The following is a 21,717-nucleotide window of genomic DNA, read 5'->3' as shown; positions in this document are numbered from 1 at the left end:
TTTTAAACAATACAGCCTTTACCTAGAATTATTGGCACGCCATATTGCAGATGCCATGAAGCAACGGTTTGGTGGGCAATGCCCACCCTACGGGCAACTGTGCTTAGTAATCGGGGTAAGGGCTGTATTTAAAATCCAAGCTGACGATTAAGGGAATTTTGAAAAATCAAATATTGATATTCTTTTGGTTTCATTGATGAGTGAAAGCAGAGAACTTTCGTCTTTTTTCTATGATTGACTTTCAAGAGAACCCATAAATCTAAAACAGATTTTGAATAGTTTTAGTGTTTTTGGTGGCTACTAATTGGGGGTTTACGCTGCAATTTAAACTGACTTCAAAATCAAATCTTAAATAAATTTTGCGTATTTTTACTTTCTCGTAAAATAAATTGCCCATCTCCACAACTTATAAATCGCTGTCTATAATGTCGCTTATGGGGCAGTTTGATCACAGCTTAAAAGCTGATTGTTCAGGCTTTTGATTAGGCTTGAGCTTTAATATTCAATGGCAGTACTAGTGCTTTAGGCGGATCTATGTTTACGTTTTTTCTAATGCTATTGATTGGTGGTGGTGCAGCCTTTGCTGCTTTGAAAAGTGATGATTTACCCGTCCCATTGCCTATTCGATGGGCCGTACGGGGCGGCGGTGGCTTTGTGGCAGTTTTTGTGGCGCTCTATGTCATTAGTCGTTTCGTTGCGAATGTGCCGACGGGAAGCGTTGGTGTGCGCGATTCCTTGGGTAATGTGGAAGAGAGTCCATTGTTGCCCGGGTTGCATTTCAACACACCTTTTTCGCGAGTGGTGATGTTTTCGACACGCCTAAAAAATATTCAAGAAGGTATTGAAGCAACATCCCAAGAAGGTTTGATTTTTGATTTGAATGTTAGCCTCCAATATCGGATTGATCCGCGAAAAGTGTCGCAAGTTTATCGAACTATTGGCACTAGTGAATCAGAAATTGTCGTGTCTCGATTTCGGGCAATTGTTCGCTCAATTACTGCATTACATCCAGCCGAGTCTATTTATTCAACCAAGCGGACAATGATCGCTGAAGAAATGCGCCGACAGTTGGCGCAACAACTGGAGCCTTTGGGGTTTGTGGTGGAAGCGGCTCTGTTGCGAGAAGTGAAATTGCCAGAAACTGTCCAAGCAGCAATTCAACAGAAACTGAAAATCGAACAAGAAAGCAAGCAAATGGAATTTGTACTGTCAAAAACTCGTCAAGAGGCTCAACGAAAACAAATTGAGGCCCAGGCGATCGCCAACTACAATCGAACGGTTGCTCAGGGCTTGACTAGTCAGGTCATTCAATTGAAGCAAATTGAAGCCATGCAAAGTCTAGCAGAATCCAAAAATACAAAGGTAATCATTACCAATGGCAATTCACCGATTTTGGTTTCTCCAGGTGGTAATTAGTGCAACGCCAAGAGATCTGTAATTGATTGCTATTGAGCTGACTCAGTTCGATCGAGCAATCTCTTGAATTGAGTCATGGATGGCGCTAAATCAATTTGCTGAAAAGCTGTGACCCAAAATTACCTATAATCTTGAGACTCTATTGATTAAACATCTGAATTGGCGACGCAAATGTCGGAACCCACCATGGCAGCAGATGAGCGTCACCCCGATCGCCCATTGAATTCAACTTCAGAAGGTGCGAACTTTACACCTAAGCTGATTGTGATTGTGGGGCCAACAGCTTCGGGCAAGTCTGCCTTAGCGATCGAGCTAGGGCGCTTTTTGAGTTCTGTCATTTTGGGAGCAGATTCTCGCCAAATTTATCGCAATTTTGATATTGGAACTGCTAAGCCATCGTTGAGCGATCGCGCGGTGGTTCCCCACGAGTTAATTGATATTTGTGATCCAGTTGAGGTCTTCACGGTTGCTGAATTTCAGACCCAGGCAAATCAACTGATTAATCATTATCATCAACGTCAAATAATTCCCCTATTGGTTGGAGGAACCGGACTTTATATTAAGTCTGTGGTTCGAGGGTTACGCATTCCCCAAGTGCCACCCCAGCCAACCTTGCGATCGCAATTAGAGCAACTGACTCGCCTCGATCGCCGCCAACTTTTGTTGACTGTTGACCCTGTTTCTGCCCAACAAATCCATGAGCGTGATGATGTGCGAACCATCCGAGCACTGGAAGTTTTTTACGCCACAGGTCAGCCGATTTCTAGCTTGCAAGGGGAAGCTCCCCCCGCTTATCCAATTTTGCAGATTGGTCTAGACTGCCTCGGTACTAAAAGTTTAGATGGCCTAATTGCTAACTCGCGATCGACTACCGATTCAAACGATTCAAAGAGGGCGATCGAGCAACCCGATCGTTCCCAAATTCATCCTCAAAATCCTTCTCGTAAGCTACCTAAAAAGCACGGAAAAGAAAAATCAGCCCCAGATGAAAATGATCGGTTATGGCAGCGAATTCAACAGCGCACTCGCTCGATGTTTGAGCAAGGGTTTGTGGAGGAGGTTCACCAGTTAGTGGAACTTTACGGTCAAGATTTGCCCCTATTTCAAACCTTGGGCTATCGCGAAGTGTTGCAAGCAATGAATGGCGAAATAACTTGGACAGAAGCAGAACAGTTAACCGCTGTTCATACTCGCCAATTTGCAAAACGGCAGCGAACTTGGTTTCGGGCAGACCCTAACATTCATTGGTTGGATGCCGATCACCCAAGACTCTTAGAGATGGCTCTAGAATTGGTACAAAACTTCTTGAGTAACAGTAACAAATTCGATCAAAATTCTTGATTGAGCTGATGTAAAAATAGACTAAAAATGACAAGATGCTCCATCAAATCAACCAAAATTGACTAAGAATCAACCAAGGCTTAACCGAGAATCATATCAATAGCCAGTAGGTTGGGTTGAGGTACGAAACCCAACAACAGTAAGATTCGCGGTGGTCTGAAAACTAATCAAGGTTTAACCAAGAATCATATCAATAGCTAATCAAATTCCTGAACTTTTCTTAGGAAGACGATAGCCTTGGTTCTTGAGAAATGGTGTAAGTAGTTTGGATAATTCCTTCAATGTTATTACTTCGATCCAGACTAGTACAGTCAAGGGAACCTGGTGCAAGATGATTGGCTTCTGGATTTTGAGATTCCGGAAGCTCGCTCCAATTTTGAGGTAAAGAAATATGGAAAGTGCTGCCCTTTCCTAGTTCACTGGTAACCCAAATTTGTCCGCCATGCTGCTCCACAATCCGACGACAAAGGGTTAGGCTAACACCCAGTCCACCGCGCGATCGGGAGTCGGAGGAGTCCACTTGATAGAAGGGTTCAAAGATTTGCTCTAGGTCTGTGGGAGGAATGCCGCAGCCGTGGTCAGTGATATGAAAAATCACATCCTGCGGCGAAAGGGTGACCGCAAATCCTAAGACTGAGCCAGGGGATGAAAACTTGATTGCATTATCTAAAATGCGATCGAACAAATCCAAAATGGCATCGGGATCCGCCCAAACGGTTAAGTCGTTGGGAATTGAATAAGTAATGGATAAATTTTGAGCTTGTAATCGATTGACCACGCGATCGTAGGCTCGATTGGCCAAATCTTGAACCCAACAGCGTTGTTTGGCCAGGCTTTCGGTAGAGGCTAAATCGGCCAATCGCAACACCACATCAATCGCTTGCCCCAGCCGTTCTGCACTTCGCAAGGCCACCGCAATTAATTGTTGTCCTTGCATGGATTGCAAATCACAACGCCCCGTGGCCAAAAGCTTAATTGCACCCTGCAAAGAGCTGAAGGGAGTGCGTAACTCGTGGCTCACGATCGAGACAAATTCATCCTTCATTCGCTCGATCGCCTTGTATTGGGTAATGTTGCGACACATCAGCCGCACACCATCACCCAACTTGCAGGCATCCACCCGAAACCAACTGTTCAATCGCCGATCGAACACCTCGCGCGATTGGTTGGCTTCCTCCGTCACCACCGGCAGCAACCAGGTGAATAACTCTTGGCTGGCCCTTGCCGCCTGCTCCACTTCCGATTCGCCCATCACCACCGGCTCCGCGCTAAACGGCACGGCCGCCCGTGCTCCCGGATCCGTGCCATGGGCCAGCAAACTACGCTGGGCCAGCACCGCCGCCGAGCAGCCCGTTGCCCGCTCCGCCGCCGGATTCACCAACCGCCACTGGAAATTCACCACCCGATCCCGGTCATCCCGCATCACCTGCAACACCGCGATCGCGTCCGGCGACAGGTTCAACACATCCATCAAAAATGATTGGGAATCCGCTAGCCGCAACTCCGCCTGTTTCCGTTCGATCGCATAGCGCATCGATCGCACCAACAGCGTGGGCGAAATTTCCCCCTTAATTAAGTAGTCTTGGGCCCCCAACCTCAGGGCATCAACCCCCGCCTGCTCGTCACCCGTTGCCGTCAACACCACCACGGGAATCGTAGGTTGGGCAGCCTGCAGTTGGCGCAGCGTCCCCAGCCCCACCGAATCCGGCAACGACAAATCCAGCAACGTCACATCAAAACGCTGCTGTCGAATGCAAACCAGCGCCTCTGCCAAGGTGCCCACCGCCACCAGATCAACCCCCGACAGCAAAAACTCCGCCTTCCGCAGCATGAGTTGCACAAGGCGAACGTCGATCGGGCTGTCTTCAACCAGCAACACTCGGGGCGAAAACAGCGAGGACGATTGGTTGAGCAAGGGATTGCCCTGAGATGCAGAATCAGAAAACGTCATACGCCCGACTGTTTGGGCCTGGTACAGCACTTGCAGAGCCACATAAGTTGCACAGAAGCAGCAGACAACATCGCTACCTGAAAAACTTTTGAATTTTAACTGCGATCGACAGGCTCTCTAGTTCATCTTATGCGTTCCCCTGAATTGTCCCCATCGTTTATTGCCTGACCCGCAATCCGATTCGTGATGAGAGCCACCCGATTCGCAATCGCCGAACCCTGGTTTCACCTTTCTTTCATATTCAATTTTATTTGCAGAGGGAGATGAGATGCACCTGATCAGAGACGGATTTGAGCGTCTCCTGTCACCCAGCCACAGAGAATTGATTCGGTATTAACAGAGAATTTAACAAAAATCTGATGAATGAAGCAGTTAAATCAAGCACTTTGGTCTGGAGGATAGAGGTAGCTCCAAATAACAAATCGCTCCATGGCAATGTTTGAATTGCAACGGGATCGCGACATGACCATCAAGCCTTCAACTACACCCGCAATTACGACAGTGCAACCGCCATCGTTTATACCATCATTACGCGAAATTCCGTGTTAGTCATCAGGGAAATACTTCGCACGGGGCCCTTGTCGCGACCTGTTATGGGCAGGTCACCCTCAATTTCCCCAAGCAACGGGCGGCTTGTAGAACTTATCCGGTCTTCCCCTCCATTACAGCATTTGAACCCTCCCGCCGCTCGGGATTTGTTCGATCGCCCTGAAGTTCACCACCATCCGCCCCGATCGCCAATTCAGTGACCATCAGTCCATTGCAAATTGCTCTATTTTAAAAACTCCTTAAATAAATCGCTTATAATAAATCTCGTCAGGTATCTAATCAGATATTTGACCAATTCCGATCCGTCAGGATCTTGTCTGTATGTTGCTCGCGCTTGGGTCGCAAAATTGGTTCAACAACCTTGAAAACTATCTTGAAAACTATTTGTCATGGAAATTGACTATCGTTAAAAGAACTTAACTTGAATTTTTATTCCAAGCATCTCTTGAAATTTGCAACATCAGATCATGATTTTTGATTTGTATCAGCTCTTGGCTCATTCTTGTCAGCAAACTTGCCAAGGATCAAAACTTGATGCAGTGCTATCAGTTCATTATTGATTGATTTTGAGTGCGTCTGCTTTTGTGAGCTTTTTCCAAAAAAGATTGAAAATCATATCTTTTCAAGAAATTTTTAACAATAAATATCAAAACAAAGTTTGAAAAATCGCAAAAACATTCAAAATAATTTCATATTCTGAATCGAACATTGATCGAAATGGCTTGATAAAGGTGAAGAGAACTTGAGGTGTTCAGTTAATCTAAAAAATGCCTCATATACCTATGAAATTTCGCGCAATTCTCGACTTTTTCACCTTTTCTGCCTAGTCTGGCATTGAACAGCGGTGGATCCACGATACCTACTAGAGCGAGTTTGGATAATGTTTCTCATTTCTGACTCAGAGTTATCGCCCAGGGCGATCGACTTACCTGAACCAAACCCATTCGATTCCCCTTCCCCCGCTCTTGCAACGGCCTCCTTGCCCGCCCACGCGCCCGCTAACCTACCCGCTAATTTGTCTGCAAATCTGCCCCCAAATTTGCCCCAAAGTTTACCCACAAGCAATCACCTCAATGCCAAAGATCATCTGAAAACTACCGCTAACACAAACAGCAATACCAACAGCAACACCAGCGTTTCTCTGGGGTACGAATTGCGGGCTTCCCTCGCCTCAATTCACGGGGCCCTGCGACTGCTCACCAGGGATCAAGACTCAGTGACCGACCCCAACGCACGGCGGCTGTTGCGAATTGCCATGTCTAACACGCATCGGTTGCTGAGTTTGGCCGTTGCGATCGAGGGCGAAACCCAACAACCCAACGTCCTGACAACCGCCGCGATCGAACGCCTAAGGCTGGCCAACGAACTGCAAGGGGCGGTTGAGCGGGGAGAATTTGTGCTGGTTTACCAACCCGTGATTTGCTTGGGCAGCGGACGCGCCGTGGGCCTGGAAGCGCTGGCGCGCTGGGAGCATCCTACCCGAGGATTGATGCAGCCCAATAGTTTCATCGAGATCGCCGAAAGTAGCGGTTTCATTGCTGAATTGGGCCTGTGGGCCATTCGGGAAGCCTGCACCCAGCTTCGTCACTGGCAGCGAACGGGGATGATTGACTCAAATCTGTGGGTTAGCGTGAACCTCTCCCCCTGCCAACTGTTGGAACCGAACCTGCTGGGGCAGTGCGAAGCCATCTTGCACGAAACGGAATTACCCCCCCATTGTTTGCACCTGGAGCTAACGGAATCCGTTGCTTTGGACTTGGGCATGGATGTGCTGGCAATTTTGCAAGGATTCCGGCAACTGGGCATTGCGATCTATGTGGATGACTTCGGCACGGGCTATTCTTCCTTGGCCCGACTCCATGAGTTCCCGATCGATGCGCTGAAGATCGATCGCTCATTCATCCTGCGGGAGCAGTGGGAAATCGTGCGCATGATTGCCCTCCTGGCCGAGCACCTGGGAATTCAAATTGTGGCCGAGGGGATTGAGTCGGTACACCACCTGCACACGCTCCAAGGCTTGGGGTGTCAGATGGCCCAAGGATTTTTAATCTCGCGCCCTTTGGATGCGGCGGCGGTGATTGACTTCATTCAAGATCTAGACTCCTAGGAAATCACGATCTGACGGATTGAGTCACTCAGTAGCCAATTTAACCATCAACTCATCTAGTCAGATTTGCCCAAAAACCGAATAACCAGCAGCGGCTACTGGTCTATGGGGGCGTTCTTTAGCTGTTGCTGGCAAGTTCACCAGTTACAAATTCACGGATTATGAGTTTATCATTCGCGGCTGTCGGTTTGGAAGCATAAACACAGCCCCAGCAGCTATTACAAACCTAATTATTGAAACTGTGCACTAGATCACATCCGCAATCGTCACTTAGCTCCTAATATAGCTACCGTTTATGGAATTGGTGTTCAGCCCTGCTGTAACGATGAAGGTGCAACTATTGTCTAACGCATCACTCTCTGATTGGGCATTGTTGCTCTCTATGATCTTCACTACCGGGCTACTTCCCAATCTTTTAAGAGTTTTGCATCAAGTCTGAACACCAACCGAGTCACTGCTCAGCCGAGAGATTAATCCAGAATTCAAGCCGAAAACTCTATTGGATAAGAGTCAAAATTGGTTTGAATTCAGTATTAACACTTAATGATCGAGAGTTGAAATGATCGCTCTTGGCATAAACCTGGCTGAGTCATAGGCTCCGTAGCTGATGGGTGTTAATTGTCACATGCTGGCGTTCAATTAGTTGAATGATCGATCATCCTTTCCGAGTTTTTCACAATTTTTTCCTAAAATTTTGTGCGTAACTTGGGGGTGTTTCTGCCAAATTGACCATGCTTCTAATCAACTCTAAACGAGGAGATGAAGCTGATTAATGAATGACTGAAAATGTCTGAAAAATACCTGAAAACCATGTAATCATTTACCAAATCTTAAAGAATGGGAATGCAAATCAACTACTGAGTTAGTTTCAAGATTGATCGTAAGAGTAAATCCATTAGCTGTAAATAAGCTCTGAGAAATTCTGAGAAATTCTGGGATTGCTCTGGCGATTGATAGACCAAGAGGGATGCGCATTACTGAAATCACCTAAGATCTTCAGTTGCCTTTCCCCGGATGCAAGTCACTTCTATGAACACAGGCGCAGTTGCGAGGCACGCTATGTCAAACCAAGTTGTCGGTCTGCTATCCCTCGCGCGGGCCATCGCCCAGGTGAACCACAATCAGGTGTCTGGAACATTGATGGTTCGGCAGGGCCAAATCCATTGGCGGCTGGAGTTTCATCAGGGCAAGTTGGTTTGCACCACGGGCAGCGATCATCGGGTGCGGCGTTGGCGGCGTGCTCTGATGGGGCAACAGATTGAGCCGGCGGAATTAACGACGGGGCAGCCTCCGACTTCTTATGATCCTTGGGAATATGCGCTGTTGAGTCGGGCGGTGATGGCAGGCCGGCTAGATAGCGGCAAGGCGGAGCAGGTGTTGGCGGCACTGACCCTGGAGGCGCTGACGCAAATTGCGACCGATACGGCGATTCGGGTGACTTGGGAGGCGCGATCGAACCGGTTGCTAGACTGTGCGGCGGTTGGTTCGGGACTGCATTTGCCGGGCGATCGCCTGCAACAATTACTGAAAGATGCGCGGGACTTGAGCCAACTGTTGCCGAGTGACCGGCCGGCCCAAGCTTGGATCGATCGGGGGCTGTCGTTGGATGCCGGCATTGAGCTGGATGATAGCCGTCAGCACACTACCCTGAGCTTGCAACCGCTGTTTAATGGCCGGCGCACCTTTTGGGATTTGGCCCTGAAGTTAAACCAATCCCCTGCCATGACGGCTCGGATGCTGGGTTACTTTTTCCGGCAGCAGTTGCTGACCTTTCAGGTGTTGCCGGATTTGGAGTTTCACCCCATGCTCTCATCCACGGGTTCCGCAGCAGGTTCCGCCACCCCGGCGACTAAAGCCGAACCGCCTTTGGTGGTTTGCATTGATGACAGCATGGTGGTGCTGCAACGGCTGGAACGAATTGTGACCCAGGCGGGCTATCGGTTCTGTGGAATGCGGGATTCGGTGCAGGCGCTGACGCAGTTGATTGAGCTAAAGCCGGATTTGATCCTGCTGGATGTGGTGATGCCGGTGGTGAATGGCTATGAGATTTGTGCGCAAATTCGCCGGGTGAAGGCCCTGGAGCATACCCCGATCGTGATTTTGACCGGGCACGATGGCACGATCGATCGGGTGCGGGCCAAGTTGGCGCGGGCTTCCGAGTTTCTCTCGAAGGTTTCGGATAGCGGGCGAATTCTGGCGACGTTGGAACGGCACTTGCCGAGCCATAATTCCACCCGCCCACATCCACCCCATCCAGATCCGTCCCTGTCCGGTCGCACTGCCAATGGGCAAGATCAGGGGGCTGGCTTCAACCTGAATTCACCCCCCAGCGCGTTCAAGTCTGCTTTGGCCTGAGAGAATCTTGAAGAGGATGGCGAAAAAGCCAAACTTGCATCAGCTCCATAGACCAATCTTCATTCCAGATCCATCCCAGCCAGATCCATCGCAGTACGAATCCGGCGGATGAGCGGTTTCTGTTGCGCCCGAATTGGCCAAGATGCGCCCAAAGTGGCTCCTCGATGTTGTTGCTGGGGGTAGTTGCTGGGAGTATGATTCCGGCATCGGTGGCCGTCAGGATTAGTGATCAGTGAGCGATCGACTAGCCATTCATGAGACCTCATGAGCCATCAGCCGTCATTCAACAAGTCATTCAACGCCCGTCCCTTGTCTCATCATCTGCCCCATCATTTGATTTTGTATAGCAAGCCCGGTTGCCATCTCTGTGAGGGATTGCAGGAAAAGTTGGAAATGGTGAACCTGTCGAGCGATCTGCGCCTCACGATCGAGCTGCGGGACATCACCACCAATGATCGCTGGTTTGCCGCGTTTCAATACGAAATTCCGGTGTTGCGTTGGCTGGCGGATGGGGAATCTGAATTGCCGATTCCGCGGCCGTCGCCCCGCTGTTCGGTGGTTCAGCTCGAACAACACCTCCGGAAAGCCTTTGCCACAATTGAGCCATCTTAGGAGAGGCAACCGCCCATGGAACCCATGACTTTGCGCGAACTGCTGGCCAGCGTCTCCACAGAACTGGTGATTCCCGACCATCCGGCACTCGATCGCCCAGTGAAGGGGCTGACGACCAATTCCCAGGCTTGCCAACCGGGCGACCTGTTCGTTGGTCTGCCGGGGACTCGGGTTGATGGCGGTGAATTTTGGCCCAATGCGATCGAGTCGGGGGCGATCGCGGCGGTGGTGTCGCCGGCCATTGCAGCCGCCCAACCAACCCAGCCGGCCGGGCCCTGCCTGATTGGGGCCATGGACGTGGTGGGGGCTTGCGCAGATTTGGCGGCGGCGTTCCATGGCCATCCAACCCAGCAGTTGCAATTGGTGGGGGTGACGGGTACCAATGGCAAAACTACCACCACGCAACTGATTGAGTTTTTGTTGAAAACGGCCGACCGCCCCACGGCACTACTGGGCACGTTGGTGGTGCGTTGGCCGGGCTTTGAGCAAACGGCGATTCACACCACGCCCTTTGCGGTGGAGTTGCAGGAGCAGTTGGCCAATGCCCGATCGGCCGGGGCGGACTATGCCGTGATGGAAGTTAGCTCCCATGCCCTGGCCCAACGACGGGTGCAAGGTTGTGAATTTCAGGTGGCGGTTTTCACCAACCTGACGCAGGATCACCTGGACTTCCACAACACGATGGAAGAATATTTTGCGGCGAAGGCCCTGCTCTTCCAGCCCAATTATTTGCGGGGCCGGGCGATCGTTAACCTTGATGATCCCTATGGAGCGGCCCTCGCAGCTCAGCTCGATCATGATCGCTGCTGGTGCTATAGCATTGACGACTCCGAGGCCGATTTTTATTTGAGTGATTTGAGCTATGGCCTCGATGGGGTCAGCGGCACGTTGCACACGCCGGCTGGCGCGATCGCGTTTCGATCGCCCCTCGTGGGTCAATTCAACCTGCAAAACTGGCTGGCCGCCGCCGCCACCGGGTTGCACTTGGGTTTGGATCTCTCGGCAATGGTGCAGGCCCTGGCCCAGTTCCCCGGTGTGCCAGGCCGAATGCAGCTAGTCCAAGTGACCGATGGGCCCTTGCCCCAGGACATTAGCGCGATCGTGGACTATGCCCACACGCCCGACAGCTTGGACAATGCCCTGCGGGCGGCCCGTCCGTTTGTGCAAGGGCGCTTGATTTGTGTGTTTGGTTGTGGGGGCGATCGCGATCGCACCAAACGGCCCATCATGGGTGGCATTGCAGCCCAGGAGTCTGACTGGGCGATCGTCACTTCCGACAACCCCCGCACCGAAAATCCCCAGCGAATTTTGAATGATGTGGTGGCCGGGATTCCCGTCGCTGCGAACTACACCGTGGAGGGCGATCGCGCCAAGGCCATCCAACGGGCCATCCTGGAAGCCCAACCCGGCGATTGCGTCTTAATTGCGGGCAAAGGCCACGAAGACTACCAAATCCTAGGTACCGAAAAAGTGCATTTTGACGATCGGGAACAGGCCGAAGCAGCCCTGCGCCTGCGATTGCAAGCAACCATGGCAACTAATGCAAATTAATGCAAGTTGCAGCAGGTTGAAGCGTCTGGATCGGACTCCATGGGATTCAGCGATCGAAAAATCAGGGGCGCATCCCAAGCTCCGACCCCGCCCGCCCGCGATCCATGGGTCAGGTCTGTTAAAAACTGTTAAATCTCATCCCGGAGCGCCCCCGTTTGGATTTGCCCATGATTCTGTGGAAGATTGATACCGTTTCTGCGAAGTTGCGTGAGATTCCTGTTAGTTGAAGATGACCCAGCCATTTCCCACACGCTCGGCGCAGCCCTGGCGGAGCAGTTCTATGTAGTGGATGTGGCTGAGGATGGGCAAGAGGGACTGGACTACACCCGATCGTTTACCTATGACCTGATTATTCTGGATGTGACCCTGCCCCGACTGGATGGCCTGAGTCTTTGTCGCCATCTGCGGCGGGAAAAGTATACGGGCCCCATCTTGCTGTTGACCGCCAAGGGCGAAACCGAAGACAAGGTAAAGGGTCTGGATGCCGGGGCCGATGATTATGTGGTCAAGCCTTGCACCGTCCAAGAACTGATGGCGCGGGTGCGGGCCCTGTTGCGCCGCCAGCGATCGACCGATGCGCCCGTGTTGGAATGGGGCCCCCTGCGTTTGGATCCGAGCGCCGGTCAAGTGACCTATAGCAATCGCCCCATTAACCTCAGCCCCAAGGAATACAGCCTCCTGGAATTGTTTTTGCGCCATCCCCGGCGGTTATTTTCCCGCAACGCCATCCTCGAACACCTGTGGTCTGTGGGCGATTTTCCCGGTGAAGAAACCGTCAAAGCCCACATCAAAGGCGTGCGGCGCAAGTTGGCCCTGGTGGGAGCGCGGGATCTCATTGAAACGGTTTATGGCATGGGCTACCGGCTACGGCCCGGGAGCGCTCAGGTACCGGAACCCCAGGATGGGGATGTGTCCCTGCGGTTGCGCTCAGCGCTCGATCGCGCCTGGGAACGCTTTGAAGGGATGATCTATGAGCGACTGGAATCCCTGGAGCGAGTAACAGCGGGCATTGGGGCTGATCGCCTCTGCGAAGCCGATCGCCTGCGGGCCCTGGAAGATGCCCATAAACTAATCGGCTCCTTGGGGCCGTTTGGCTTAGTGCGCGGTTCCCAACTGGCCCGCGCCATTGAAGAACAGCTACAACAACTGCAACCCTACGCCCAGGATCCCCACAGCCCTCCTGACCCCAACGGCTTCGGTTTCGCCGCCAATTCGGCCGCCACGAGTCCAACGGCCACCAATCGCCACAGCATCCTGCAACTGGCCCACCAAACCCTGATTTCCCTGGTGGGTGATCTGCGCCGCGAAATTCAAAGCCGCCAGCAAATCGAACACAATCGCCTACGGCTGGTTTATTTGGGCAACAACAGCCGCTGGTCTCAGGCCCTGGCCGCCGCTATCGCCCAAGAAGGGGCCCTGATTGACCTGGCGCTGCCCAGTTCTCCCACCACTTGGCTCACACAACCTGCCACCGCCTTGCCCAGTGTGGTAATTATGGATTGGAGCGATTCGGAGCGGGCCGATTTTCTGGCGGTATTGCCCAGCTTGCGCCAGCGCCAACCATCCCTGATCACGATCGCCCTGATGGAGCAGTTTGACCCCAATGATCTGCTGCAATTTGCGAACGAAGGCTGGGACACCGATTGGGCAGTCGATCGCCCGATCACACCCCTGATCCAAGCCCTCAGTCAGTACCAAACCGAACAACGCATTGGGGGCAATCTGCGAATTCTGGCCATTGGCCTGTCTAACAACGCCAACAACCTGGTAAGGCGCTGTTGCCAGCAACAACAATGGACGCTGGCCGCCGTTTCCCAACCCCAACGAGTCAGCGCCAGCATGGCCGCCAGCCGGCCGGATCTCATTTTGCTGGCGGCCGATAGCAGTCCCTGGGGAGGCGTTTTATGGACGAGGGCCCTCCGCAGCGAGGGATTTGGCGGGCGGCGAATCCCGGTGATTGTTTTTGCCTCCGAAGCCTCGCCCCAAACCCTCGATCGACTCTACCAAGCCGGGGCAACTGCCTGTATCCTAGAGCTTCCAAGTGCTGAGGAATTGGCGGATAGTCTGCGACAGCAGCTCATCCGAGCCAGTCGATCAGAATTGTTCAATGGCCGAGCCACCAAACCAATCAGTAAATATTAACTGGCTTTAATTGGCTTGATGAACTGGAATAATTAACTGGAATGAATTAGATTCATGGGCTTGACTCAACTTAACTGAATTTAACCCATTCAATCAACTGGTTGTACTCAATTAATCAATCGGTAAATTGAGCTAATGAACTCGATCAACTCAATTTGATTAAATTCATTAATTTGATTCACTAGTTGAATGACTTGGTTAAATTAATCGATTGAGTTTGTTCGGTGAAACTGATAACCCAATTAATTAAACTGATGAACAAGGCTGATGGTGCTGCTGGCACTCCCTAAGCCAGTTAGACTGCTTGACTGAATCCGATGGCACTTGATTGAATTCCTGGACTGGCCATGGCTCTTGGGTGCATACGAAAAAAGTCCACAATTCATATTTTCTGCAATTTTTCCGCAATTCATATTTTCCTCTCCATCTCCGATGACTAAACAAGTGCTTGTTATTGATGATGAACCAGACATGCGAGAAATTGCGCGCATTGGCCTGGAGGTTTGTAATGGCTGGCAGGTGTTGTTGGCGGCTTCCGGTGCTGAAGGAATTGCCATGGCTGCGGCCCAACAACCTGACGCAATTTTGTTGGATGTGATGATGCCACAAATGGATGGCACGGCGACCTTGGAAGCATTGCAAAAAAATCCCTCCACCAGTCATATTCCTGTCATTTTATTGACCGCCAAGGTGCAAGCGGCCGATCGCCAACGCTATGCCCATTTGAAGGCGGCCGCAGTGGTTACCAAGCCATTTGATCCCTTGGTGTTGGGAGATTCCATTTGTCAGATTTTGGGCTGGTCTTCCTAATAATTTCTAATACAGCCTTTACCTAAAATAATCGGCACGTCATATCGCAAATGCCATGAATCAACGGTTCGGTGGGCAGTGCCCACCCTACGGGCAACTACGGGCGACTGTACTTAGTAATTCAGGTAAGGGCTGCAATCCGGTTGAAATAATCAGGATCTAATTGGATCCAGCGGCTCGATTTCTAATTCAAAGGTCATATGAGCCGAGGCCGATCGCCCGCGAAACGTGCCCGGCATGGGGGCCGTGTTTTGAGGAAAAGCGCTGGCAGCCAGGGGAATATGCCGATCGGCCGTGACCAGCCCTTGGGTGGGGTCATAGCCTCGCCACCCGGCCCCCGGCAAAAAGACTTCAACCCAGGCGTGCAGGTGCTTTTCGGGCAATTTGGGGTCACCCGCCTCATAGCCGCTGACAAACCGCACCGCCAAGCCCACCACCCGGCAAACCTCCATAAACAACACCGACAAATCACGACAGGAGCCGGTTTTGCGCCGCCAAGTCATGCCCGGTGGCATTGGGTCACCGGTTTCTCGCTGCTGATAGCAACAGTGGTTATAGACCGTTTGGTTCAAGTCGCCCAAAAAGTCCAGGGTGTTGCCATGGTTTTTGTAAAGCAACCCTTGGGCCAGCTCCCAAATGGCGGGATCGAGTCGATCGCTCCCCAACCGTTGATCGCTCAGGTAAGGTCGCACCTGGGCCAGCGTTGAGGCGGGATAGTCAAAGGGGAGCGACAGGGCCCAAGGTTCCAGCAAAAAGTTAAACGGGTTCGATCGCAGGGTTTCCACAATGCTGGTGGCCTTCACATGCAAGGACTCCACCAGATCTCGGTTAAACCAACTTTGAATGACCGTGTTGCCTTCCAGGTCAAAAATATCGGCTAAACCCAGGGGGTGCGGTGACACCTGAAGCTGAAAATCGTGCAAGACCTGGGATCCATCGCAGCGGGGCCGCAATCGCAGGGTATGGGGGCCAAGTTCGACGGGTTGGCTATAGGTGTAATGAATTGCGTGATGGATGCGATAGCGCATGGCCCGGCCTAACGAACGATGGGGATTCCATGGCCATTTTAAGGAAGTCGCCCTTGGAAGTGGGTTTTCCGAGGCGGCTTACGATCGCGCCGATCGCCCCCGACGTTTGGCCGGGCGACTTCGGGGCGATCGCGCAGTGGGTTCACCCCTGGCCGCCGAGGCTGGCTGGGAAGATTGGGCGATCGCCCGCAGGCTGGCTAGTTCCGTTGCGGTCAGGAAGCGCCACTGGCCCGGCTCCAACCCCGCCAAGGTGAGCGACCCGATCGCCACTCGCACCAAGCGCAAGGTGGGATGGCCCACGGCCGCCGTCATCCGTCGCACCTGGCGATTGCGGCCCTCGGTGAGGGTTAACTCTAACCAGGCGGTGGGCACGGATTTCCGAAACCGAATGGGCGGATCGCGAGGCGGCAGGGTTGGCTCCTCGGGCAACAGACGCACCTGAGCGGGGCGGGTTCGGTAGTCTTGAATGGTCACGCCCCGTTGCAGTTGGGCGATCGCCTGATCCGGGGGAATCTGTTCCACCTGGGCCCAGTAGGTGCGGGGATGGCCCCAGCGGGGATCACTTAACCGGTGTTGCAGCGGCCCATCATCTGACAGCAGCATTAACCCTTCGCTGTCCCAATCCAACCGCCCGATCGGGTAGATCTCCGGCACATCAATAAAGTCCTTCAGGGTGGCCTTGCCCTCGGAGGGGCTAAATTGGCTCATCACCTGAAAGGGCTTATAAAACAGGACGTAGCGGGCCATGGTCGGGCGGAAAAAAGGGGCAAGGGGCAGTGGGGTGTTGCAGTGCGGTGTTGCAGTGCGGTGTTTTAGTATTGGCTGCCCGATCTCCGGTGGTGAACCGCCGTGACTCCTGTGGTGTCGAGCACTTTGCCGCTGTTGGCAGTGGCATAAACCACCCAGTGATCGCCACATTCCATGCGACTGCGCACGGTGCATTCCAGAAACGCCAGGGCATCGGTCAACACCGGGCAACCATTGCTGGCGGTTTCTACTTGTAATCCCTCGAACCGATCGGCCCCTGGCGGGAAGTTTTTCATGAAGTGCCGCCGCAGTTGTTTGCCTTCCGCCAACACGTTCAGGACAAACTGCGAACCCTCATGCATCAGGGACTCGATCGCCCGTTCCTTAGCCACGGCGATCGTCACCCCCGGCGGCTTGAAGGTGGCTTGGGAGACCCAGGAGGCCAGCATGGCGGTTTGCACATCATCCTGGCTGGCGGTGACCACGCACAGGGAACCCACCACGCGCCCAACGGCCTGGGCCGTGCGATCGGCCGTACCGGCGGCCGGTTTGGGAGCGCGGCGCTTGTTGGCCCGTTGCAGGGCCTGGGCAAAGTCCGTGCCCGCCTCTTCGCACTGTTGCAAGACCGCTTGGGTAGGGGCAAATTTGACCCGGATCGTGGGCATGGCAAATTGGTAGCCCCCGTCCTGGAGTTTGCTTTCCAACAGGTCGATCGCCTCGCCGCTCCAACCAAAGGAACCGAACACCCCAGCGGGTTTGCTCTTGTCAGCGCTGTTCAGAACAATGCCCAGGGCCGTTTGGATTTGGGTGGGAGCATGGCCGCCCAAGGTGGGGGAGCCGATGATGAAACCGGCGCATTTCTCGATCGCCCCTTTAATTTCCTCGGGATCCAAATATTCGCAGTTGATCGACTCCACCGCCACGCCGGCCTTGGTGATGCCTCGGGCAATGCTTTGGGCAACGGCGGCCGTGTTGCCATAGGCCGAGGCAAAAATCAGGGCCACGGAAAGTTCCTTTTCTGTCTGCTGTTGCGTCCAGTGGCGATAGGCGTGGCGCAGTTCCGCAAAGCCATAGCGCACGATCGGCCCGTGGCCCGGCGCGTAGGTGGCGGCGGGCAGGTCGTCTAATTTATCAAGGGCGGTGCTGACCTGTTTGGACTGGGAAGCGTGCAGGCAGTCGTAATAAAACCGCCGATCGTCCTCGTAAATCTGCCAACCCTCATCAAAAATCTGATCGCCGCAAACATGGGCCCCGTAAAGCTTGTCGGTGAAGGCAATTTGGCTGGCGGGGTCGTAGGTAACCATGCCATCGGGCCAACGGGGAGTCGGAATCGGGATGAATTTCAGCAGGTGACCTTGGCCCAGGTCAAGGGTTTCTTCGCCACGCACCACCTCGATCACCAAGTCCCGATCGGGAAAGAGCGATCGCAGGGTGATGGCCGCCGGGTTGGAGCAAATGAAGCGGGGGGGCTGGCTGGCTTCCAGGAGTCTTTCAATGGTGGCGGCCCGGTTGGCGTTCAGGTGGCCCAAAATAACGTAGTCGATCGCCCGATCGCCCAACCGCTGCGCCAATTTGTTCAAAAATACATCGGTGAAGGTTTGCCCCGGCGGGTCAATCAGGGCCACCTGATCGCCTTGGATCAGATAGGCATTGGCGGTAGTGCCTTTTTTGAGGGAATATTCAATCTCAAATTTCAGGCGTTCCCAGGTGCGCGATCGCAACACGGTGGTGCCAGGGCCAATCGGCATCACTTGCACGTCGCGGGGTTTGGCCGTTGGGGGGGTTGCTGTGGCGATCGTCATTGCTGTGGCTCCGTGGTTCAAGCCTGATCCCTATAGTTGCCATCCTAGCGGGATCGTGGGCGCAATCAACGGGCGATCGCTTTGCAAAATGTAATCGGCTGGTTAATCAAATCTGAGAGGGGAGCTGAACAGAGCCTTGAAGTCTTGGCACAGCACCCCTGGTTTTGGGCGCAAGGGGCTGAAGCCCCTTGTCTTTGTGGATTGGGAGGGATCGGGAGGGATCTCGGGAGGGATCGGGAGGGATCTCGGGAGGATCGCCGGTTCTAGCCCATGCCCAGCAATTTTTTAATCAGGCCGACCTTTTGGGCATAGGGGGCATAGCGCCAATCTAAATCGAGCCAAGTGGCCTTTTTCAAAACGCTGCGATGGTGCGAGAAGGTGTCAAAGCTGGCCTTGCCGTGATAGCTGCCGATGCCGCTGTCGCCCACCCCGCCAAAGGGCAGCGACGGACAACCCACATGCATCACCGTTTCATTGATGCAAGCGCCGCCGGAACTGGTGCGATCGAGCAAGTAGCGTTGGGTTTGGGTATTTTCCGAAAACACATACAGCGCCAGGGGTTTGGGGCGACTGTTCACTTGGGCGATCGCCTGATCCAGTTGGTCGTAGGGCAACATCGGCAGAATGGGCCCAAAGATTTCATCGGCCATCACGGGGCTGTCCCAATCCACATCGGTGAGGATGGTGGGGGCAATGTAGCGATCGGCCCGGTTGTGTTGGCCGCCCAAGAACGGTTTCCCAGACTCCAGCAACGCAGCCAGGCGATCGAACTGGCGATCGTTAATAATTCGCCCGAAATCCCCACTCTGGGCCGGATCGGTTCCATAAAATGCCGTGACCGCCCCGCGCAATTGGGCCAGCAACTCCGGCATCACCGCTCGATCGACCAAAAGATAATCCGGTGCGATACAAGTTTGGCCAGCGTTGAGGAATTTGCCCCAAGCGATCCGCTTCGCCGCGATCGCCAGATTGGCATCCGCCGTCACAAAGCAAGGACTCTTACCCCCCAACTCCAGGGTGACCGGCGTGAGGTGCTGGGCCGCCGCTGCCATCACAATGCGCCCAATGGCCGTCCCACCCGTGAAGAAAATATGGTCAAACTTGTTGGCCAACAGGGCTTGGCTGGTGGCAGCATCCCCTTCAAACACCGCCACAAAAGCCGGGTCAAAGGTTTCCCGAATCAGGGTTGCCACCACTGCCGCCGTGGCCGGAGCCACTTCCGAGGGTTTCACGATCGCGCAATTTCCCGCCGCGATCGCCCCCACCAACGGTGAAATCGCCAAAGAAAAGGGATAGTTCCAGGGGCCAATAATCAACGCCACCCCCAGGGGTTGCGGTTCAATCCAAGCGGAACCCGGCCATTGATCGATCGACAACTTGGCCTTTTGGGGCTTGGCCCATTGGGTCAAATTTTTCAGGGCCCCGTCAACTTCCGCGATCGAAGCCAATTCAAAATAGGCCTCATATTCCGGTCGGCCCAAGTCCTGTTGTACCGCCGCCACGATCGCGTCCTGTTTGGCCTGAATCGCTTGGCGCAGCTTGGTTAATTGGTCGCGCCGAAATTCCAAATCGCGGGTGCGACCGGTGGCAAAAAACTGTCGTTGGCGATCGAGGGTTTCCCGAATTTGGGTCTCAAGATCCCAATGAGCCGAATTGGTCGGTTGCGTGGCGATCACCATAACTGTTGATTAACCCTTGAATTAACCCTCGAATGACTCGAAAGGGAGTTGTCCCGCAAGTGTGCGCTAATCACTAATCTACTGAAAAATTCCGATTCCAGCTTCGGAACGGTAACTAGGATCTAGCATCCGTTCAGTCAAGCTCAATGGGCACTGGAAGGCTGTTTTTTCAACCGATCTGACCCAGGCAAGGAGATCAAGCACCTTGTCTTCGATCGCGCGATGATGGAATTAGGCGCTTGGACAGATGCTCACCAGCATTAGCCAGCCTTAGGCCGAGGTGGGCAAATCTTGCACAAAATCGAGGGTGAAAGCCTTGCGATAATCAAGTGTTTTGGGATAGACCCCATACTCAACCATGTTTTCAAAAAATTCCTGCCAGCGGGCTTCGGTCATGTAGCCAATGCCATTAGTAATTGCATCGCCCGAAAGCACAATGCCATATTCCTTGAGCTTCCCGAGACCATAGGTCAAGCGATCGTCTGTCATCTCCGGATAGTCTTTTTTAATCAAGGCATTGCCAGGCGCTGGATCGGCTAAATAGCTATACCAACCTTTGGCAGAAGCCTGCACAAAACGTTTCACCACATCGGGCTTTTCGGCAATCATTTGGGATGTGGTGTCGATGGTGGTGGCGTAGGGTTTATAACCCACATCAGCTAGCAGGAAAACGCTGGGTTTGAAGCCACCTTCTTTCTCAATGGTGTAGGGTTCTGAGGTGACAAATCCCTGCTGGGCAGAAGTTTTATCAGCCAAAAAGGGGGCGGGATTAAAGTTATAAACTCGGCGCTGACTATCCGTAAATCCGTATTTTTTAGCCAACAGTCCCCAAAAATCTGAAACGGCTTGGGGCGTGACAAACAGGGGCTTGCCCTTCAGTTCCGACAAATCTTTTACACCGGGATGAGCCACAATGCAGCGGGGATCCTTTTGGAAATAGGCGGCGACGGTGATTTTGGGAACGCCTTCCGCGACGGCATTCAGGGCGATCGTGCTGTTGCTCATGGCAAAGTCCACCACTTTCCCAAACAGCAGTTGTGTGCCCGTGGCCGCCTGGGGGCCGCCCATCCGAATTTTTACATCCAAGCCATATTCCTGATAAATGCCGGTGGCCAGGGCTTGGTAAAAGCCGCCATGTTCCGCTTGGGCAACCCAGTCTGTGGCGAGGGTGACCCGATCGAGGCCCTTTTCGCCGGTTGGGCTGGGTTCGCTGCTGGTGTTGTTGCCACAGGCGGTGACCAAGCCGGAACCGAGGGCGATTGCCCCGTATTGCAGCAACCGACGACGGGTGAAGGCGGAATCGTTCAACGGAGACATAGGGTTAATTATCGGGAAAATTGAGGATTTTGAGTTCAACGGCTCGATCGGTCAGCCCTGATTAGCCCTGCCCCTTGAATTCTAAACTTCCCATGCCTTGCGCCGTCATTTTCAAGCTTCGTTGCCAAACTTCGTTTCTCAGCCGCGTTTCTAGGTCTTATCGCTGAATCTGCGCTCAATCTGTGGGATGCCAGCAATTTCTAAATCGGTTTCTAAATTAGCGGGATCGCAGCAAGCCCACGCTTGCTTTCGATGGCAGCGTGGGCTTTTGGATTTTGGAATTCGTTTTGCGATTTCGGGCCGGTTGGGT

At 53.1% G+C, this 21,717-nt stretch carries 14 protein-coding genes; 8 read left to right on the top strand and 6 right to left on the bottom strand.

What is annotated here, in order from left to right; genetic code table 11:
- Positions 1-534 precede the first annotated feature (534 nt).
- Positions 535-1,416 (top strand): prohibitin family protein, encoded by an 882-nt coding sequence (locus AMR42_RS17630; RefSeq protein WP_099534960.1) that lies wholly within the window; start codon positions 535-537, stop codon positions 1,414-1,416.
- Positions 1,417-1,602: 186 nt separating this feature from the next.
- A complete protein-coding gene (gene miaA, locus AMR42_RS17625; RefSeq protein WP_158234534.1) occupies positions 1,603-2,757 on the top strand; it encodes a tRNA (adenosine(37)-N6)-dimethylallyltransferase MiaA in 1,155 nt (384 codons plus the stop codon).
- A 220-nt stretch (positions 2,758-2,977) separates the two neighbouring features.
- On the opposite strand, the gene AMR42_RS21430 is transcribed toward miaA, so the two are convergent.
- Complete coding sequence (locus AMR42_RS21430; RefSeq protein ID WP_099534958.1) at positions 2,978-4,708, bottom strand: ATP-binding protein; 1,731 nt, start codon at positions 4,706-4,708, stop codon at positions 2,978-2,980.
- Positions 4,709-6,137: 1,429 nt separating this feature from the next.
- Between AMR42_RS21430 and AMR42_RS17615 the strand changes: the two genes are divergently transcribed.
- The 6 genes from AMR42_RS17615 to AMR42_RS17590 all read left to right on the top strand — a co-directional run bounded on the left by AMR42_RS17615 (position 6,138) and on the right by AMR42_RS17590 (position 14,834).
- A complete protein-coding gene (locus tag AMR42_RS17615) occupies positions 6,138-7,364 on the top strand; it encodes an EAL domain-containing protein (protein WP_099534957.1) in 1,227 nt (408 codons plus the stop codon).
- A gap of 1,059 nt (positions 7,365-8,423) precedes the next feature.
- Positions 8,424-9,719, top strand: coding sequence for a response regulator (locus AMR42_RS17610; RefSeq protein ID WP_158234533.1), 1,296 nt, complete (start codon positions 8,424-8,426; stop codon positions 9,717-9,719).
- A 309-nt stretch (positions 9,720-10,028) separates the two neighbouring features.
- Complete coding sequence (locus AMR42_RS17605; protein WP_234407082.1) at positions 10,029-10,331, top strand: glutaredoxin family protein; 303 nt, start codon at positions 10,029-10,031, stop codon at positions 10,329-10,331.
- Between the two features lie 24 nt (positions 10,332-10,355).
- Entirely contained in the window at positions 10,356-11,882 is a 1,527-nt protein-coding gene (locus AMR42_RS17600; RefSeq protein ID WP_099535000.1) for a UDP-N-acetylmuramoyl-L-alanyl-D-glutamate--2,6-diaminopimelate ligase, read from the top strand.
- A gap of 207 nt (positions 11,883-12,089) precedes the next feature.
- On the top strand, positions 12,090-14,024 hold the full coding sequence (locus AMR42_RS17595; protein WP_158234532.1) for a response regulator transcription factor: 1,935 nt from the start codon (positions 12,090-12,092) through the stop codon (positions 14,022-14,024).
- A 432-nt stretch (positions 14,025-14,456) separates the two neighbouring features.
- Positions 14,457-14,834: a response regulator gene (locus AMR42_RS17590; RefSeq protein WP_099534953.1), complete on the top strand. Its 378-nt coding sequence runs from the start codon at positions 14,457-14,459 to the stop codon at positions 14,832-14,834.
- Positions 14,835-14,986: 152 nt separating this feature from the next.
- Here AMR42_RS17590 and AMR42_RS17585 read toward each other — a convergent pair whose 3' ends face one another.
- The 5 genes from AMR42_RS17585 to AMR42_RS17560 form a co-directional block, all read right to left on the bottom strand.
- Entirely contained in the window at positions 14,987-15,862 is an 876-nt protein-coding gene (locus tag AMR42_RS17585; protein WP_099534952.1) for a transglutaminase family protein, read from the bottom strand.
- Between the two features lie 78 nt (positions 15,863-15,940).
- Positions 15,941-16,609 carry a pseudouridine synthase gene (locus AMR42_RS17580; protein ID WP_099534951.1) on the bottom strand — a complete coding sequence of 223 codons (669 nt, stop codon included), beginning with the start codon at positions 16,607-16,609 and terminating at the stop codon, positions 15,941-15,943.
- 65 nt (positions 16,610-16,674) lie between these two features.
- Positions 16,675-18,411 carry a diflavin flavoprotein gene (locus AMR42_RS17575; protein ID WP_099534950.1) on the bottom strand — a complete coding sequence of 579 codons (1,737 nt, stop codon included), beginning with the start codon at positions 18,409-18,411 and terminating at the stop codon, positions 16,675-16,677.
- A gap of 263 nt (positions 18,412-18,674) precedes the next feature.
- Positions 18,675-20,090: an aldehyde dehydrogenase gene (locus AMR42_RS17565; protein ID WP_099534948.1), complete on the bottom strand. Its 1,416-nt coding sequence runs from the start codon at positions 20,088-20,090 to the stop codon at positions 18,675-18,677.
- A gap of 270 nt (positions 20,091-20,360) precedes the next feature.
- The gene (locus tag AMR42_RS17560) at positions 20,361-21,407 is read right to left on the bottom strand and encodes an ABC transporter substrate-binding protein (RefSeq protein ID WP_099534947.1); all 1,047 of its coding nucleotides are present in this window, start codon (positions 21,405-21,407) and stop codon (positions 20,361-20,363) included.
- Between the last annotated feature and the right edge of the window lie 310 nt (positions 21,408-21,717).

The organism is Limnothrix sp. PR1529, from assembly GCF_002742025.1.
GTDB lineage: Bacteria > Cyanobacteriota > Cyanobacteriia > CACIAM-69d > CACIAM-69d > CACIAM-69d.
Note: the sequence above shows the minus strand (reverse complement) of the source record. Positions and strands in the feature narration are given on the sequence as shown.

What these genes read in the sequence shown, in the direction of transcription:
- AMR42_RS17590 (WP_099534953.1), top strand. Translation starts at nt 14,457, where the DNA reads ATGACTAAACAAGTGCTTGTTATTGATGATGAACCAGACATGCGAGAA.
- AMR42_RS17560 (WP_099534947.1), bottom strand. Translation starts at nt 21,407, where the DNA reads ATGTCTCCGTTGAACGATTCCGCCTTCACCCGTCGTCGGTTGCTGCAA.
- AMR42_RS17575 (WP_099534950.1), bottom strand. Translation starts at nt 18,411, where the DNA reads ATGACGATCGCCACAGCAACCCCCCCAACGGCCAAACCCCGCGACGTG.
- AMR42_RS17610 (WP_158234533.1), top strand. Translation starts at nt 8,424, where the DNA reads ATGTCAAACCAAGTTGTCGGTCTGCTATCCCTCGCGCGGGCCATCGCC.
- AMR42_RS17580 (WP_099534951.1), bottom strand. Translation starts at nt 16,609, where the DNA reads ATGGCCCGCTACGTCCTGTTTTATAAGCCCTTTCAGGTGATGAGCCAA.
- AMR42_RS17630 (WP_099534960.1), top strand. Translation starts at nt 535, where the DNA reads ATGTTTACGTTTTTTCTAATGCTATTGATTGGTGGTGGTGCAGCCTTT.
- AMR42_RS21430 (WP_099534958.1), bottom strand. Translation starts at nt 4,708, where the DNA reads ATGACGTTTTCTGATTCTGCATCTCAGGGCAATCCCTTGCTCAACCAA.
- AMR42_RS17615 (WP_099534957.1), top strand. Translation starts at nt 6,138, where the DNA reads ATGTTTCTCATTTCTGACTCAGAGTTATCGCCCAGGGCGATCGACTTA.
- miaA (WP_158234534.1), top strand. Translation starts at nt 1,603, where the DNA reads ATGGCAGCAGATGAGCGTCACCCCGATCGCCCATTGAATTCAACTTCA.
- AMR42_RS17600 (WP_099535000.1), top strand. Translation starts at nt 10,356, where the DNA reads ATGACTTTGCGCGAACTGCTGGCCAGCGTCTCCACAGAACTGGTGATT.
- AMR42_RS17585 (WP_099534952.1), bottom strand. Translation starts at nt 15,862, where the DNA reads ATGCGCTATCGCATCCATCACGCAATTCATTACACCTATAGCCAACCC.
- AMR42_RS17565 (WP_099534948.1), bottom strand. Translation starts at nt 20,090, where the DNA reads ATGGTGATCGCCACGCAACCGACCAATTCGGCTCATTGGGATCTTGAG.